11 protein-coding genes, 2 tRNA genes and 3 rRNA genes are annotated in these 16,171 nt (G+C 57.4%); 11 read left to right on the top strand and 5 right to left on the bottom strand.

The window, feature by feature from the left end; genetic code table 11:
* Positions 1-11: 11 nt before the first annotated feature.
* The 4 genes from JLC71_RS10385 to grxC all read right to left on the bottom strand — a co-directional run bounded on the left by JLC71_RS10385 (position 12) and on the right by grxC (position 2,718).
* A complete protein-coding gene (locus JLC71_RS10385) occupies positions 12-743 on the bottom strand; it encodes a metallophosphoesterase family protein (protein ID WP_200915346.1) in 732 nt (243 codons plus the stop codon).
* On the bottom strand, positions 740-1,732 hold the full coding sequence (locus JLC71_RS10380) for an NAD(P)H-dependent glycerol-3-phosphate dehydrogenase (RefSeq protein WP_200915345.1): 993 nt from the start codon (positions 1,730-1,732) through the stop codon (positions 740-742). The genes JLC71_RS10385 and JLC71_RS10380 overlap by 4 nt, the downstream gene beginning before the upstream one ends.
* Before the next feature lie 141 nt (positions 1,733-1,873).
* Positions 1,874-2,356, bottom strand: coding sequence for a protein-export chaperone SecB (gene secB, locus JLC71_RS10375; protein ID WP_200915344.1), 483 nt, complete (start codon positions 2,354-2,356; stop codon positions 1,874-1,876).
* Positions 2,357-2,457: 101 nt separating this feature from the next.
* Positions 2,458-2,718: a glutaredoxin 3 gene (gene grxC, locus JLC71_RS10370; protein WP_200915343.1), complete on the bottom strand. Its 261-nt coding sequence runs from the start codon at positions 2,716-2,718 to the stop codon at positions 2,458-2,460.
* A 692-nt stretch (positions 2,719-3,410) separates the two neighbouring features.
* Between grxC and JLC71_RS10365 the strand changes: the two genes are divergently transcribed.
* From JLC71_RS10365 to JLC71_RS10315, 11 genes are all read left to right on the top strand, one after another.
* Positions 3,411-4,944: ribosomal RNA gene (locus JLC71_RS10365) — 16S ribosomal RNA — on the top strand.
* Positions 4,945-5,005: 61 nt separating this feature from the next.
* A tRNA-Ile gene (locus JLC71_RS10360) sits at positions 5,006-5,082 on the top strand.
* A gap of 39 nt (positions 5,083-5,121) precedes the next feature.
* Positions 5,122-5,197, top strand: a tRNA-Ala gene (locus tag JLC71_RS10355).
* Between the two features lie 231 nt (positions 5,198-5,428).
* A 23S ribosomal RNA gene (locus JLC71_RS10350) occupies positions 5,429-8,321 on the top strand.
* Between the two features lie 121 nt (positions 8,322-8,442).
* Positions 8,443-8,555, top strand: a 5S ribosomal RNA gene (gene rrf / locus JLC71_RS10345).
* The 16S, 23S and 5S rRNA genes sit together here with 2 tRNA genes alongside, the layout of an rRNA operon.
* A 340-nt stretch (positions 8,556-8,895) precedes the next feature.
* Positions 8,896-9,732, top strand: coding sequence for a ferritin family protein (locus JLC71_RS10340; RefSeq protein WP_200915342.1), 837 nt, complete (start codon positions 8,896-8,898; stop codon positions 9,730-9,732).
* Positions 9,729-10,223: a D-glycero-beta-D-manno-heptose 1-phosphate adenylyltransferase gene (rfaE2, locus tag JLC71_RS10335; protein ID WP_200915341.1), complete on the top strand. Its 495-nt coding sequence runs from the start codon at positions 9,729-9,731 to the stop codon at positions 10,221-10,223. The genes JLC71_RS10340 and rfaE2 overlap by 4 nt, the downstream gene beginning before the upstream one ends.
* Complete coding sequence (locus JLC71_RS10330; protein WP_200915340.1) at positions 10,210-11,544, top strand: mechanosensitive ion channel family protein; 1,335 nt, start codon at positions 10,210-10,212, stop codon at positions 11,542-11,544. The genes rfaE2 and JLC71_RS10330 overlap by 14 nt, the downstream gene beginning before the upstream one ends.
* Positions 11,545-11,668: 124 nt before the next feature.
* Positions 11,669-12,850 carry a DesA family fatty acid desaturase gene (locus tag JLC71_RS10325; protein WP_200915339.1) on the top strand — a complete coding sequence of 394 codons (1,182 nt, stop codon included), beginning with the start codon at positions 11,669-11,671 and terminating at the stop codon, positions 12,848-12,850.
* 86 nt (positions 12,851-12,936) lie between these two features.
* Positions 12,937-13,287 carry a RidA family protein gene (locus JLC71_RS10320; RefSeq protein WP_200915338.1) on the top strand — a complete coding sequence of 117 codons (351 nt, stop codon included), beginning with the start codon at positions 12,937-12,939 and terminating at the stop codon, positions 13,285-13,287.
* A 33-nt stretch (positions 13,288-13,320) separates the two neighbouring features.
* Positions 13,321-14,400 (top strand): glycoside hydrolase family 18 protein, encoded by a 1,080-nt coding sequence (locus tag JLC71_RS10315; protein WP_200915337.1) that lies wholly within the window; start codon positions 13,321-13,323, stop codon positions 14,398-14,400.
* Positions 14,401-14,468: 68 nt separating this feature from the next.
* Here the strand turns inward: JLC71_RS10315 and JLC71_RS10310 are convergent, their stop codons facing one another.
* Positions 14,469-16,106: an electron transfer flavoprotein-ubiquinone oxidoreductase gene (locus JLC71_RS10310; protein ID WP_200915336.1), complete on the bottom strand. Its 1,638-nt coding sequence runs from the start codon at positions 16,104-16,106 to the stop codon at positions 14,469-14,471.
* Between the last annotated feature and the right edge of the window lie 65 nt (positions 16,107-16,171).

Below are 16,171 nucleotides of genomic sequence, written 5' to 3'. Positions count from 1 at the left end.
TGTTGGTCGCGCTACGCCCAGCCGGAGGAGAGCCATTGGGCCCAGTCGAGCCGGTCGCGATCCAGCGCCTGCTCGACCGCCAATTCGTGGTCATACGGAATCGCCCGGTGATCGATCAGCCAGCCTCTGTCGGTGGCTTCGATCCGCGCATAGCGCGCCAGTGGCGCACCGGTCTGCATCGCATGGGTCGGGTGTTGATCGCGGAACGCCGGCAGGCCGACACTGCCGGGATTGATGATCATGCGCCCATCCGGCAGCGTAATCGCCCGTGGAATATGGCTGTGGCCGCACACCAGCACTTCGGCGGCGATACCGGCGGCGTCGGCGTTGATATCGCCGAGCGCGCGCAGCCCGGCGTCAAGGTCTTCCAGCCAGTAGCGGCCATCGTCACCCGGCTTGCCGTGGCAGATGTAGACGAGGTTATCGACCAGCACGTTCGCAGGCCGCCGTCTTAACCATTCGACGCCGACGCTGCCGAGCTGCTCGTGAACGTAGTCCATCGTCGCCGACGGCAGGCGAGCAATGACTTCTCTATCCTGATTGCCGTTGATGCCGATCACGCGCCGCGACTCGGATTCCTCCAGCAAACGCAGCCAGGTACCGCGCGGATCGAGCGGCCCGTACAGCGTGTCGCCAAGTTCGAGCATGGTCGCCTCGGGCCAGTCGGCCAGATCGGCGAGCACGGCATCGAGCGCGGCGAGGTTGCCGTGGATGTCCGAGAGCAGCGCATAGCGCAGTTTCACCGTGGCGCTTCCATTTTCGGGGCACGCTCCATCAAGGTATTGACGATCTCCGGCACGGTTGCGCCGTCGAACAAGAGACGACAGACCGCTGCGGTGATCGGCATGTCGACGCCCAGCGCCTGTGCCTGGCGGTGCACTTCGCGCGCCGTTGGCACGCCTTCGGCGACGTGGCCGAGGCTGGCGAGCGCCTGATCCAGCGTCAGCCCCTCGGCGAGCTTGAGCCCGACCCGGCGGTTGCGGGACAAATCGCCGGTTGCGGTCAGCAGCAGATCGCCGATGCCGGCGAGACCCATAAAGGTTTCGGCCCGTGCGCCCAGCGCAGCGCCAAAGCGGCTCATCTCGGCGAGGCCACGCGTCAGCAGCGCCGCGCGGGCGTTCAGGCCGTAGCCGAGGCCATCGCAGACGCCAGCGGCGATCGCCAGCACATTCTTTACCGCCGCGCCGATTTCAACGCCGATCAGATCGTCGCTGGCGTAAAGTCGCAGCACCGTGGTGTTCAGCGCTTCGACGATACGGCGGGCAAAGTCGGCATCGGTCGCGGCAATTGTCACTGCGCCGGGCAGGCCCTTGGCGACTTCCTGCGCAAAGCTTGGCCCCGAGAGCATGCCGCGCGGCACCGTCGGATCCATCTCTTCGGCGGCCACTTCGTGCGGAAACTTCATCGTCCCGGCTTCAAGCCCCTTGCACGCCCACAGCACCGGCGCGGTCGCGCCGAGTTCCCGCAGTGCGCGCAAGGTGCCGCGCAGGCCGGACATGGGAGTCACGATCAGAATGCAATCGGCAGCGTCGACGGTTTCGGCCAGCGAGGCGCTGACCGCGAGCGAGCGCGGAAACGGCGCGTCGGGCAGGTAACGCGGATTGGTGCGCTCGGTCCGCATGGTGTCGATCTGGTCGACATCGCGACTCCATAGCGTCACGTCGCATTGTTCGGCAAAGCGTATCGCCAGTGCAGTGCCCCAGGCACCCGCGCCGAGTACGGCAAGTTTCATCAGTTCTTCCTCCAAGATACCGATATAGCCGACTGCGCTGGCGGCCACCGGTACGTCGTACGCACAAATGACAACGCGCCGTGGAAAAGCCACGGCGCGTCGGTTTCGGCCTGCCGCAAACGCGGCAGGCACGGCGCACGTTTAGTGCGTGGTTTCTTCAGTACCTGCCTGCTGCTGGGCCGCTTGCTGTGCACGTTGCTGCAGATAGATCGCCTCGAAGTTGATCGGCTGCAGCAAGAGCGGCGGGAAGCCTGCACGGGTGGTCAGATCCGATACGGTTTCACGCAGGTACGGGAACAGAATGCTCGGGGCACCAATACCCAGCAGCGGATCCATTTCCTCGGCCGGCACGTGCTCGATCTGGAACAGGCCCGCTTGGGTGGCTTCGATCAGGAACACGGTGCGGTCTTCAACCTGGGCTTGCGCGGTGACAGTCAGGCTGACTTCGTAGAAGCCATTGTCAAAGCCGCGGGCTTCGTTGCGGAACTGAATATTGAATTCAGGCTGCAGTTGCTCAAGGAAGGCTTGCGGCGCGTTCGGCGATTCAACCGAGACATCCTTTACATAGATCTTCTGGATCGCGAAAACGGGCTGGTTTTCCGCTGCTTGGTTTTCTTCGCTCATGATTTCTTCCCTGGGTGTCACGGTGTATGTTTGATTGCGTTAACAGCGCGCGAAATCATCGCACGATTCCAGTGCCGCTGCCACTTGGCGCAGCACAACGGTCATTTGTCTTCGAGCAGTGGCGTCAAGCCGCCGGCGCGATCGAGCGCCGCCAGATCGTCATAGCCGCCAACATGCGTATCGCCGATATAGATCTGCGGCACGGTACGTCGTCCTGTTTTCTGCATCATCTCATCGCGTTGGGCCGGATCGAGATCGATGCGGATTTTTTCGATCGTCTCGACGCCGCGCGCATGCAACAGGCGCTCGGCCATCACGCAATACGGGCAGACGGCGGTGCTGTACATCACTACCTTGGGCATTGAATAGCTACTCCTGAGGACATCCAAGCCAAATGAGGGCATCAGGCCGAACTGCAAGCCCGCCCGGCAAATCGATCTGCTAGTAGATCTACAATTTGCATATAAATAATCGCGCGCGTGAGATCCTTTGCATTGATTTAGGCACGCTGGTTGGTGCTGATAAGGCGATTGCAGGAAAAAAGAGGGGCAGTCAGAGGAGAACGGGCGGCCCAAGGGCCGCCCGTTTAGTCTTTTGCGCCACTGATGGGGCGCCGCCGCCGAAAACCGCCCGCCATCCGGCCGAATGCTGACGATTTTTATGCCATTGGTCTTGTTTTGTCAGCTTTGGCGGTGGGGTTTGCCGGGTGGTGCGAAAGAGTGGGATTTGGGTGCAGTAAAAATTCGCTGTCCGATCAGTGGCTTAACGCCTTGGTTGCGAATTTGTTGCGAGGAGGTGTTGACGCAGGAGAGGGAAGTGCTTAAAGTTGCGTTCTCTGCTGATGACGCAGCGAAAGAAACGAAGCGAAACCCGCCGAGTTTACCGAGCGAAGTGTTCAGAAGCAAGCGATCTTTAACAAATTACAGCCGATGAGTGTGAGTGCTTGATGAGTGCATCAAGTACTTGCACTTAGATGATAGAAAGTAAATCTGACTGCTTCGGTGGTTGGGTGAGTTTTTTTGAGTTAACGCAAGTGCGCAATTATTCAGTGATTAAACGAAAGAGTTTGATCCTGGCTCAGATTGAACGCTGGCGGCATGCTTTACACATGCAAGTCGAACGGATTTGAGGGGCTTGCTCCTCAAGTTAGTGGCGAACGGGTGAGTAATACATCGGAACGTGCCCAGTAATGGGGGATAACCTGCCGAAAGGCAAGCTAATACCGCATACGCCCTGAGGGGGAAAGTGGGGGATCGCAAGACCTCACGTTATTGGAGCGGCCGATGCCTGATTAGCTAGTTGGTAGGGTAAAAGCCTACCAAGGCAACGATCAGTAGCGGGTCTGAGAGGACGACCCGCCACACTGGGACTGAGACACGGCCCAGACTCCTACGGGAGGCAGCAGTGGGGAATCTTGGACAATGGGCGAAAGCCTGATCCAGCAATGCCGCGTGGGTGAAGAAGGCCTTCGGGTTGTAAAGCCCTTTTGTCAGGGAGGAAATCCTGGCCCCTAATACGGGTCGGGGATGACAGTACCTGAAGAATAAGGACCGGCTAACTACGTGCCAGCAGCCGCGGTAATACGTAGGGTCCAAGCGTTAATCGGAATTACTGGGCGTAAAGCGTCCGCAGGTGGCTTGTTAAGATCGATGTGAAAGCCCCGGGCTCAACCTGGGAACTGCATTGATGACTGGCTCGCTAGAGTACGGCAGAGGGGGGTGGAATTCCGCGTGTAGCAGTGAAATGCGTAGATATGCGGAGGAACACCGATGGCGAAGGCAACCCCCTGGGCTGATACTGACACTCATGGACGAAAGCGTGGGGAGCAAACAGGATTAGATACCCTGGTAGTCCACGCCCTAAACGATGTCTACTAGTTGTTGGGCTTTTCGGAGCTTAGTAACGCAGCTAACGCGGGAAGTAGACCGCCTGGGGAGTACGGCCGCAAGGTTAAAACTCAAAGGAATTGACGGGGGCCCGCACAAGCGGTGGATGATGTGGATTAATTCGATGCAACGCGAAAAACCTTACCTGGTCTTGACATGTCTAGAATCCCGAAGAGATTTGGGAGTGCCGTAAGGAGCTAGAACACAGGTGCTGCATGGCTGTCGTCAGCTCGTGTCGTGAGATGTTGGGTTAAGTCCCGCAACGAGCGCAACCCTTGCCATTAGTTGCTACCATTCAGTTGAGCACTTTAATGGGACTGCCGGTGACAAACCGGAGGAAGGTGGGGATGACGTCAAGTCCTCATGGCCCTTATGACCAGGGCTTCACACGTCATACAATGGTTGGTACAGAGGGTCGCGAAGCCGCGAGGTGGAGCCAATCTCAGAAAACCAATCGTAGTCCGGATCGCAGTCTGCAACTCGACTGCGTGAAGTCGGAATCGCTAGTAATCGCGGATCAGCATGTCGCGGTGAATACGTTCCCGGGCCTTGTACACACCGCCCGTCACACCATGGGAGTGGGTTTTACCAGAAGTAGCTAGGCTAACCCTCGGGAGGCCGGTTACCACGGTAGGATTCATGACTGGGGTGAAGTCGTAACAAGGTAGCCGTAGGGGAACCTGCGGCTGGATCACCTCCTTTAAAGATAATGCCTCATTAAGCATTCACACTCATCGGCTGTAGGTTAGAGATACGGAGAACTGGGTCAGTAGCTCAGTCGGTTAGAGCACCGTCTTGATAAGGCGGGGGTCGCTGGTTCGATTCCAGCTTGACCCACCATTTGCTTTTTTAGTGAATGACAAGACAGTTTGATCCGATGGGGGCATAGCTCAGTTGGGAGAGCATCTGCTTTGCAAGCAGAGGGTCGTCGGTTCGATCCCGTCTGCCTCCACCATTTTAGTTTTCAGAACTAAGTTTGCTGATGTTGGTGTAGCAATTTTAGTTCTGACTGCTTCAGTTGGACGAGAATTTATTCTCTGTATCGCTCTTTAACAAGATAGAAGAAGTAAGACTCAGATTTATTCAGTAATGAATGGGTTTGATTGCATCGAGTTTTGAATTCGAGAACTTTGAATTCGAGTCGCAAACATAACTGTAATCTTGAACTACGCGTTTGAGGTTATAGGATCAAGCGAATAAGTGCATCTGGTGGATGCCTTGGCGATTACAGGCGATGAAGGACGCGGCAGCCTGCGAAAAGCTGCGGGGAGCTGGCAAACGAGCTTTGATCCGCAGATATCCGAATGGGGGAACCCACACCTTTTGGTGTATCCATGACTGAATACATAGGTCATGTGAAGCGAACCCGGCGAACTGAAACATCTAAGTAGCCGGAGGAAAAGAAATCAACCGAGATTCCCAAAGTAGTGGCGAGCGAAATGGGAAGAGCCTGTACGTGATAGCGATTGTCTTAGCAGAACGGAATGGAAAGTCCGGCAATAGTGGGTGATAGCCCCGTATGCGAAAAGATAAACGTGGTACTAAGCGTACGACAAGTAAGGCGGGACACGAGAAATCCTGTCCGAAGATGGGGGGACCATCCTCCAAGGCTAAATACTCGTAATCGACCGATAGTGAACCAGTACCGTGAGGGAAAGGCGAAAAGAACCCCGGGAGGGGAGTGAAATAGATCCTGAAACCGGATGCATACAAACAGTGGGAGCGGACTTGTTCCGTGACTGCGTACCTTTTGTATAATGGGTCAGCGACTTACGTTCAGTAGCAAGCTTAACCGAATAGGGGAGGCGCAGGGAAACCGAGTCCGAATAGGGCGATTAGTTGCTGGGCGTAGACCCGAAACCAAGTGATCTATCCATGGCCAGGATGAAGGTGCGGTAACACGCACTGGAGGTCCGAACCCACTAATGTTGCAAAATTAGGGGATGAGCTGTGGATAGGGGTGAAAGGCTAAACAAACTTGGAAATAGCTGGTTCTCCCCGAAAACTATTTAGGTAGTGCCTCAAGTATCACTAACGGGGGTAAAGCACTGTTATGGCTAGGGGGTCATCGCGACTTACCAAACCATTGCAAACTCTGAATACCGTTAAGTGCGAGCTTGGGAGACAGACATCGGGTGCTAACGTCCGGTGTCAAGAGGGAAACAACCCAGACCGCCGTCTAAGGTCCCAAATGATCAATTAAGTGGAAAACGAGGTGGGAAGGCATAGACAGCCAGGATGTTGGCTTAGAAGCAGCCATCATTTAAAGAAAGCGTAATAGCTCACTGGTCGAGTCGTCCTGCGCGGAAGATGTAACGGGGCTCAAATTGATAACCGAAGACGCGGATATGTACGTAAGTACATATGGTAGGGGAGCGTTCCGTAAGCCTGTGAAGGTGGCTTGAGAAGGCTGCTGGAGGTATCGGAAGTGCGAATGCTGACATGAGTAGCGTTAAAACGGGTGAAAAGCCCGTTCACCGAAAGCCCAAGGTTTCCTACGCAACGTTAATCGGCGTAGGGTGAGTCGGCCCCTAAGGCGAGGCTGAAAAGCGTAGTCGATGGACAACAGGTTAATATTCCTGTACCGATTCTGAGTGCGATGTGGGGACGGAGAAAGGTAGGTCAGCCATCTGTTGGAATAGGTGGTTTAAGCGTGTAGGTGGGGGATTTAGGCAAATCCGGATCCCTGTTAACACTGAGGCGTGATGACGAGGTGCCATTGGCACTGAAGTGATTGATCCTATGCTTCCAGGAAAAGCCACTAAGCTTCAGCTCAGAATTGACCGTACCGCAAACCGACACTGGTGGGCAGGATGAGAATTCTAAGGTGCTTGAGAGAACTCAGGAGAAGGAACTCGGCAAATTGACACCGTAACTTCGGGAGAAGGTGTGCCTCTGTAGCGTGAAGCGACTTGCTCGTGGAGCGTGAAGAGGTTGCAGTGAAAAGGTGGCTGCGACTGTTTATCAAAAACACAGCACTCTGCTAACACGAAAGTGGACGTATAGGGTGTGACGCCTGCCCGGTGCCGGAAGGTTAATTGATGGGGTGCAAGCTCTTGATCGAAGCCCCGGTAAACGGCGGCCGTAACTATAACGGTCCTAAGGTAGCGAAATTCCTTGTCGGGTAAGTTCCGACCCGCACGAATGGCGTAACGATGGCCACACTGTCTCCTCCTGAGACTCAGCGAAGTTGAAGTGTTTGTGAAGATGCAATCTCCCCGCTGCTAGACGGAAAGACCCCGTGAACCTTTACTGTAGCTTTGCATTGGACTTTGAAGTGGTTTGTGTAGGATAGGTGGGAGGCTTTGAAGCAGAGACGCTAGTTTCTGTGGAGCCGTCCTTGAAATACCACCCTGACCCCTTTGAGGTTCTAACCTTGGTCCGTTATCCGGATCGGGGACCGTGCATGGTAGGCAGTTTGACTGGGGCGGTCTCCTCCCAAAGTGTAACGGAGGAGCTCGAAGGTTACCTAGGTACGGTCGGACATCGTACTGATAGTGTAATGGCACAAGGTAGCTTGACTGCGAGACTGACACGTCGAGCAGGTGCGAAAGCAGGACATAGTGATCCGGTGGTTCTGTATGGAAGGGCCATCGCTCAACGGATAAAAGGTACTCCGGGGATAACAGGCTGATTCCGCCCAAGAGTTCACATCGACGGCGGAGTTTGGCACCTCGATGTCGGCTCATCACATCCTGGGGCTGTAGCCGGTCCCAAGGGTATGGCTGTTCGCCATTTAAAGTGGTACGTGAGCTGGGTTCAAAACGTCGTGAGACAGTTTGGTCCCTATCTGCAGTGGGCGTTGGAAATTTGAGGGGGGCTGCTCCTAGTACGAGAGGACCGGAGTGGACGCATCTCTGGTGTACCGGTTATCACGCCAGTGGTATCGCCGGGTAGCTAAATGCGGAATAGATAAGCGCTGAAAGCATCTAAGCGCGAAACTAGCCTCGAGATGAGATTTCCCTAAGGCCTTGAGCCTTCTAAAGGGTCGTGGAAGACCACCACGTTGATAGGTCGGGTGTGGAAGCGCAGTAATGCGTTAAGCTAACCGATACTAATTGCCCGTGCGGCTTGATCCTATAACCTGAACCGCGTGGTTCGGGTATGATGCGACAGGCTCGTAAATATCAAACCCGAGTCATTACTTCTTCTATCGAATTCAGAGATATGACTAATACAGTCGTAACTCCACCAGTTACGTCTGGCGACCATAGCGAGTTGGTCCCACGCCTTCCCATCCCGAACAGGACCGTGAAACGACTCAGCGCCGATGATAGTGCGGGTTCCCGTGTGAAAGTAGGTCATCGCCAGACTCCCCATAGAAAACCCCCCTGCAGAATGCTGCAGGGGGGTTTTGCTTTTGGCTTTATGCGCGGAAAAGAAGGGCGGTGCAAGGTCTGCCGCGTTAGCGGAGGAACTTTGCTTCAGATCCCGTGTTCAGACCAAGGTAGGGTCTGTACTGCATGAGCCCCTAACGGTAGAAGTCAGAGGCCTGAGCGCTTGAGAAATCTTGCCGTCGCGGAGGAATATTCAAGTCTCATGTGACGCCTCGATGACATGCCCGCAAAGGCTTGCCGCTATCGATGGCAACAGGTCTAATTACGAGTTGCCCTTTGTTCAGTTTGCCGCGCTATGGCGCAGGAGTCGATCTCGATGCTTTACCCGCAATTGTTCGCCGACCTTGAAAAAGCCCGTTGGGATATGGCCGACGATATCCAATGGGATGCGTTTGACGCCAGCTTGTTATCCGACGAACAAGCGATGACGATCAAGATGAACGCGATTACCGAGTGGTCGGCGCTACCGGCGACCGAAATGTTCCTGCGTGACAATCAAGACGACAGCGATTTTTCCGCCTTCATGTCGATCTGGTTTTATGAAGAACAAAAGCACTCGCTGGTGCTGATGGAATACCTGCGCCGCTTCCGCCCGGAACTGGTGCCGACCGAGGAAGAGCTGCACGAAATCCGCTTCACCTTCGATCCGGCGCCGGCGCTGGAAACGCTGATGTTGCATTTCTGCGGCGAGGTCCGTCTGACTCAGTGGTACCGCCGTGCGTCCGACTGGCATACCGAACCGGTGATCAAGCAGATCTACAAAACGCTCTCGACCGACGAAGCGCGCCACGGCGGTGCCTATCTCAAGTACATGAAGCGGGCGATCGATAAATCAGGTAACGAGGCACGCATTGCCTTTGCCAAGATCGGCTTTCTGATGGCATCGAGTGCACGTTCGGGCAAACCGATGCATCCGACCAATTTGCATGTCAGCAAGGAACACTATCCGCGCGACACGATCCAGAGCCGTCTGCCGAATCCGGAGTGGCTGGAGCATTGGCTCGACGAGCAGATCCAGTTCGACAAGGAATGTGAGGCGCGCGTGATCGGTGGCATTTTGCGCAATCTCTCGAGCCTGTTCGGTGAGAAGCTGGAAACACCGGCCGAGCTGAATCGCTACCGCAAACAGCTGCTTTCCGGCAACGCGGTATGAGTTCGCTCGCGGTCCCGTTCGAGCAAAAGCTTTGTCCGCCGGAGCTGCTGGCCCAACGCGTTGCCACACTGCCGCGGCCGCTGGTGTTCACCAATGGATGTTTCGACATCCTGCATCGCGGTCACGTTACCTATCTGGCACAGGCTCGTTCGCTCGGTGCCGGCATGGTGGTGGCGCTGAATACCGATGCGTCGGTGCGGCGCCAAGGCAAGGGTGACGATCGGCCGATCAATACGCTCGAACAGCGGGCGGCGGTGATTGCGGCTCTGGAAAGCGTCAGCCTGGTAACCTGGTTCGATGTCGATACCCCGTATGAGGTGATTCTGGCGTTGCGCCCCGATGTCTTGGTGAAGGGCGGCGATTGGGCGGTCGAGAACATCGTCGGTGCCAAGGAGGTGACGGCTTGGGGTGGGGCGGTGCATTCGATTCCGTTCCAGCACCAGACCTCGACGACGCGAACCCTTGCAAGGATACGCGGTGAACATCGCTGATCGGCAAAACCTCATTGTCGATCTGATGGTCGATCTGAGCCGGCATGGTTGGACGCATCCGCAGCTGCTGGCGCAGGCTGGCGTGTTACTGGCCGTACTGTTCCTGGCATGGTGCGGTAATACCTATCTCAAGCCCAAGCTGGGACTGGAGAATAGTCGCTGGCGTGCCGGCGGGCAGGGCTTGTTGCGGATCTTCTTTCCGCTCAACGCGCTGGTGCTGTTGTTCATCGGCGCTTACTTGCTACGCCTGGCTTATCCCGAAAAGCATCCGCTGTTGGCGATTGCCTCGGTGCTGCTACTGGCGATGGTCAATATTCGTGTGCTGGTCTACATGTTGCAGCATGTGTTCGAGCGTGCCGAATGGGTGAAGCGCGGGGAGCGTTATATCGCCGCGACGGTCTGGGGGCTGTATGCGCTGCATGTCGTTGGCGTATTGCCCGAGGTTGCTGAGGCGCTGGATGCGGTCAGCTTCACCATGGGCAAGAGCCGGGTGTCGGTGCTGTTGGTGTTGCAGGGCATCGTTTCGGTGGCGGCAACGCTGCTGATCGCGATGTGGATCGCCAGGTTGCTCGAGCGCCGCTTGATGCGCGCATCGATGATGGACATGAACGTTCGCGTCGTCTTGGTCAAGCTGGTGCAGACCGGTTCGGTGGTCTTGGCGGTGATCATCGCCCTGCCGCTGGTCGGGATCGATCTGACCGTGCTGTCGGTCTTTGGCGGTGCGCTGGGCGTCGGTCTCGGCTTCGGCTTGCAGAAGATCGCCTCGAATTATGTCTCGGGTTTCATTATCTTGATCGACCGTTCGATCAAGATCGGTGATCTGGTGACCATCGATAACCGCCAGGGCGTGATTGCCAGCATCACCTCGCGTTACGTCGTGCTCAAGAGCGCCGACGGCACCGAGGCGCTGATCCCGAACGACACCTTGGTGACGTCGACGGTGGTGAATCAGTCCTACCTGGAGAGGAAGATCTGGACCAAGGTGCCGGTATCGGTAGCCTACGAAAGCGATCTGGAGCTAGTGATGAAGCTCTTGGTCGATATTGCCAGCGCACACCCGCGCATCATCACCGAGCCGACTCCACGCGCTTATCTTGAGACCTTTGGCGCCAGCTCGGTCGACCTGTCGGTCGGCTTCTGGCTCAAGGATCCTGAGAATGGACAACTGAGTCTGCGCTCGGAAATCAACCAGCAAATCTGGCTGGCCTTTCGCGAGCACGGCATCAATATTCCGTTCAATCGGCTTGATGTGGTGCATTTCCGGCCGTCGACGCGGCTGGCCGGCGACGGCAACCCGCAGGGCTTGACCCAGCCGGAGTGAAAACTGCCGGATCATGCTAGGTATGAACGGTCAAGCATTGTCGCTAAAAATTGAGTAATATCAACGCTTCGCCCGCGCGCTCATGTTGCGCGGGCGTTTTCTTATGACTGGAGAACACACGATCATGACTTGGCTCAATGGCCTGATCGATCTGCCCTGGTGGGGTTATATCGTTGTAATGCTGGTGTTTACTCACCTCACGATTGCATCGGTGACGATCTATCTGCACCGCCACCAGGCGCACCGCGCCATCGACCTGGGACCGATTCCCAGCCACTTCTTCCGTTTCTGGCTGTGGCTGACCACGGGCATGATAACCAAGCAGTGGGCGGCGATTCATCGCAAGCACCACGCCAAGTGTGAGACCGCCGAAGATCCGCACAGCCCGCAAGTGCTCGGGATCAAGAAGGTGTTCTTCGAGGGCGCCGAACTTTATCGTGCAGCCTGCAAGGTCGACGAGACCATGGAGAAGTTCGGCCACGGTACCCCGGATGACTGGCTGGAGCGCAACCTCTACAGCAAGCACAGCGGCATGGGCCCGACCACGATGATGATCATCAACCTGCTGTGTTTTGGTCCGAACGGTATCTGGATCTGGGCGTTGCAGATGGTGTGGATTCCGTTCTGGGCGGCAGGCGTCATCAACGGCCTTGGCCACTATGTCGGTTATCGCAACTTTGAATGTGAAGATGCATCTACCAACCTCGTGCCTTGGGGCATCGTTGTTGGCGGCGAAGAGCTGCACAACAATCACCACACTTTCGGCACCTCGGCCAAGTTCTCGTACAAGTGGTTCGAGTTCGACATCGGCTGGACTTATATCCGCATCATGGAAATGCTGCGTATGGCCAAGGTGCGCCGTGTTGCGCCGAAAATGAAGACCATCGGTGCTCGCCCTGAGCTTGACGAGCATGCGCTTGGTGCCATCGTTGCCAACCGCTATGCCATCGCCGCGCACTACGCACGCACGTTCAAGGAAACCGTCGCCGAGGAATTCGACAAGCTGCGCCACAACGCGCATCTGCCGCAGGTCGATCTCAAGCAGATGAAAGTCTGGCTGAAGCAGGATGCCAAGGATACGGCCGAGGCTGACAAGCCCAAGCTCGATGCCATCCTCGCGCACAGCAAGGTACTCGACCAGGTCTACCAGATGCGCCAGGAGCTGACGCGTCTATGGGAGCGTTCGGCGCTGTCGCGACCAGAGCTGGTCAAGCATTTGCAAGACTGGTGCACGCGGGCCGAGGCCAGTGGCATCAAGGCATTGCAGGACTTCTCGATGCGCTTGCGCACGGTTGCCGTGGTCTGATCGAGCGGCGTCAAGCGAACAAAGGCGAGCCAGCAGGCTCGCCTTTTGTTTTATGCTTCTTGGTGAACCTCACAGGGAGTCTTGTCATGTCCAGCATCCAGCGTTATCACATCGGTCCACGCTTGGCCGAGATTGTCGTTCACAACAATACCGTCTATCTGGCCGGCCAGATTGCCGATACGCTAGACAAAGATGCTCGTGGTCAGACCGATGAGGTGCTGCTCGGGATCGACCGCTTGCTGGCCGAGGTCGGTTCGGACAAGCAGAAAATCCTTTCGGTGACGATCTATCTCGCCGACATGGCCGATTACGACGACATGAACGAAGCCTGGTCGGCCTGGGTGCCACAAGGGCATACGCCGGCGCGGGCGACCGTCGAGGCTCGCCTTGCCGATCCGCGCTACAAAGTTGAAATGACGGTGATCGCTGCGCTCTAAGCCCGCCGCAGTCGGTCCCGCAACGGAGGACTCATGACTGCTGCACCGATTCTGTTGGCGTATATCGCCGGCTGGCAAGATTTTTCCAGTCTGCCGCTTGAGCGCGATGCCGAACGGCTGACCCATATCTGCTACGCCTTTGCCAATATCCGCGATGGCGAAGTGGTGCTGTTCACCAACAGTGACGACGCCGGTGGCCAGCCGCGTGCCGAATCGCGCATCGCCGATCTGGTTGCGCTGCGTGCGCGTCATCCGCATCTGAAACTGCTGATTTCGATCGGTGGCTGGAGCGCCGATGGTTTCTCGGACGCCGCGCTCACGGAACAGAGTCGTGCCGCATTTGCCGTCTCGTCGATCGCCTTCATGCAGAAACACGGTTTTGACGGCATCGACCTGGATTGGGAATACCCGACCCATGACATGGCCGACATCAAGGCGCGCCCGGAAGACAAGCCCAACTTCACGCTGATGCTGGTCGAGCTGCGCCGGCAACTGGACGCGCTGTCCGACCGGGAAGGGCGCAAGGCCGGTGAGCGTTATCTGCTGACCATTGCCGCTGGCGCTGGCCAGTATTACCTCGATGGTGTCGAGATGGACAAGGTTGCCGCCGCTTGCGACTTCGTCAACCTGATGACTTACGACTTCTACAACGGCTGGGCGACCAAGGCCGGTCACCACACCAACCTCTACAACACGCCGCTTGATCCGGATGGTGACAGCTGCGCCAAATCCGTCGCGCTGTTTACCGCCAACGGCCTGCCGCGCGAGAAGCTGGTGCTCGGTTGTGCGTTCTACGGCCGCAGTCTCAAGGGCGTCGGTGCCGCCGGTCTTGGCGCGCCGGGAACGCCGAAAAGCAATGGCTTTGATTCGTTTACCAAGATCACCGCGCTGCTTGAGTCAGGGCGGGCCGTCCGTCATTGGGACGACGTGGCCAAGGCGCCGTGGTTGCTCGTAGATGGCGATACCTTTATTTCCTACGACGATGCCGAATCCATTGCCGCCAAAACCGCCTTCATCCGGCGCGAAGGACTGGCTGGCGGCTTCTTCTGGGAATACACCGAAGATGCGACCGACACCCTGCTGACGACCTTGTGGCAAGGGTTGCGCAGCTGAGTCTGCCAGCCAATAAAAAAACCGCCGGTTAACGGCGGTTTTTTTATTGCTGCAACGGTGAATGGCGATCACATACGGCTGTACTGCGGGCCACCACCGCCTTCCGGCGTCACCCAGACGATGTTCTGGGTCGGATCCTTGATGTCGCAGGTTTTGCAGTGAATGCAGTTGCTGGCGTTGATCTGCAGCCGTGGGCCGTTGTTGTCCTCGACGATCTCGTACACGCCGGCCGGGCAGTAGCGCGATTCCGGGCTGGCGTACTTGGCGAGGTTGATGTCGATCGCCTTGGCCGGATCGGTCAAGCGCAGGTGGCACGGCTGATCTTCGGTGTGCTGCACGCTGGAATAGGTCAGCGAAGTCAGCTTGTCGAAACTCACGACGCCGTCAGCCTTCGGATAGATGATAGGGCTGAACTCGCTGGCCGGCTTGATCTTGGCATGATCGGCGCCGGCGTGTTTCAGCGTCCATGGTAGGCGCACCCCGAACTGACGCAACCACAGTTCGGCGCCGGTACAGGCAACGCCGAGCAGCGTGCCAAAGCGCGACAGCATCGGCTTGGCGTTGCGTACCGCGTCGAGCTCTTTCCATGTCCACGATTTTTTCAGCGCGGCCGGATAAGCAAGCAGCTCATCGTGGCTGCGACCGGCGGTGATGGCGTCGGCCACGGCCTCGGCGGCGAGCATGCCCGAGTTGATCGCGTTGTGGATGCCCTTGATCCGTGGCAGGTTGATGAAACCGGCGGTATCGCCGATCAGTGCACCACCGGGGAAGGTGAGCTTGGGCAGCGCCTGCAGCCCGCCTTCGGCGATCGCGCGGGCGCCGTATTCAAGCCGCTCGCCGCCGTCTAGATGCGCGCGGATCGCCGGGTGTGTCTTGAAACGCTGAAATTCTTCATACGGATTGATGTAGGGATTGGCGTAATCGAGGTGGACGACGAAGCCGATCGCGATCAGACCATCGGCCTGGTGATAGAGGAAGCCGCCACCGCCGGTGCTGTTGTCCAGCGGCCAGCCGAGTGAATGCACCACCGCGCCGGGCTGATGCCGGGCCGGCGCGGCGCGCCACAGCTCTTTCAGGCCGATGCCGAATTTCTGTACGTCGCTGTCCGCGCGCAGCTTGAACTGCGCCTCGGCCTTGCGCGTCAGCGAACCGCGTGCGCCTTCGCCCAGCAAGGTGTACTTGGCCTTGATCAGCATGCCCGGTGCGTACTCGGGGCCGGCCTTGCCGTCGCGCTTGATGCCGAAATCACCGGTGATCACGCCGTTGAGCGCGCCATGCTCATCAAGTGACAATTCGGCGGCGGCAAACCCCGGATAGATCTCGACGCCGAGCGTTTCTGCCTGCGTTGCCAGCCAGCGGCCGAGCTCGCCGAGGCTGATGATTTCACAGCCGTCGTTCTTGAGCATTTTCGGCAGTAGCGCATGCGGCAGCGTCTCGGCTTCGGACTGTTTCAGCCACAGCATCTCTTCATGCGTGACCGGCGTGCGCAGTTTCAGCGGCGCTTTTCGCCACTCGGGGAGCAATTCGTCGAGCGCACGCGGGTCGATCACCGCACCGGAGAGCAGGTGGGCGCCGACTTCCGGGCCTTTTTCGAGCACGCAGACGCTCACGTCGGGCGAGCGTTGTTTGAGACGGATCGCCGCGGCCAGGCCTGCTGGGCCGGCGCCGACGATCACAACGTCGTATTCCATTTCGTCGCGTTGCATTAATTACCCATTCGCATATCTAAGTAACGGATATAAAATATATAAATAATCCGATTAACTGATAT

Source organism: Jeongeupia sp. HS-3, from assembly GCF_015140455.1.
Classification (GTDB): domain Bacteria; phylum Pseudomonadota; class Gammaproteobacteria; order Burkholderiales; family Chitinibacteraceae; genus Jeongeupia.
The sequence above is the reverse complement of the archived record's forward strand: the minus strand, read 5'-3'. Positions and strand labels throughout refer to the sequence as shown.

Bases quoted from the DNA above. Each gene is read 5' to 3' on its own strand.
- JLC71_RS10340 (WP_200915342.1), top strand. From the start codon at position 8,896: ATGCTTTACCCGCAATTGTTCGCCGACCTTGAAAAAGCCCGTTGGGAT.
- rfaE2 (WP_200915341.1), top strand. From the start codon at position 9,729: ATGAGTTCGCTCGCGGTCCCGTTCGAGCAAAAGCTTTGTCCGCCGGAG.
- JLC71_RS10310 (WP_200915336.1), bottom strand. From the start codon at position 16,106: ATGCAACGCGACGAAATGGAATACGACGTTGTGATCGTCGGCGCCGGC.
- JLC71_RS10315 (WP_200915337.1), top strand. From the start codon at position 13,321: ATGACTGCTGCACCGATTCTGTTGGCGTATATCGCCGGCTGGCAAGAT.
- JLC71_RS10380 (WP_200915345.1), bottom strand. From the start codon at position 1,732: ATGAAACTTGCCGTACTCGGCGCGGGTGCCTGGGGCACTGCACTGGCG.
- grxC (WP_200915343.1), bottom strand. From the start codon at position 2,718: ATGCCCAAGGTAGTGATGTACAGCACCGCCGTCTGCCCGTATTGCGTG.
- secB (WP_200915344.1), bottom strand. From the start codon at position 2,356: ATGAGCGAAGAAAACCAAGCAGCGGAAAACCAGCCCGTTTTCGCGATC.
- JLC71_RS10325 (WP_200915339.1), top strand. From the start codon at position 11,669: ATGACTTGGCTCAATGGCCTGATCGATCTGCCCTGGTGGGGTTATATC.
- JLC71_RS10320 (WP_200915338.1), top strand. From the start codon at position 12,937: ATGTCCAGCATCCAGCGTTATCACATCGGTCCACGCTTGGCCGAGATT.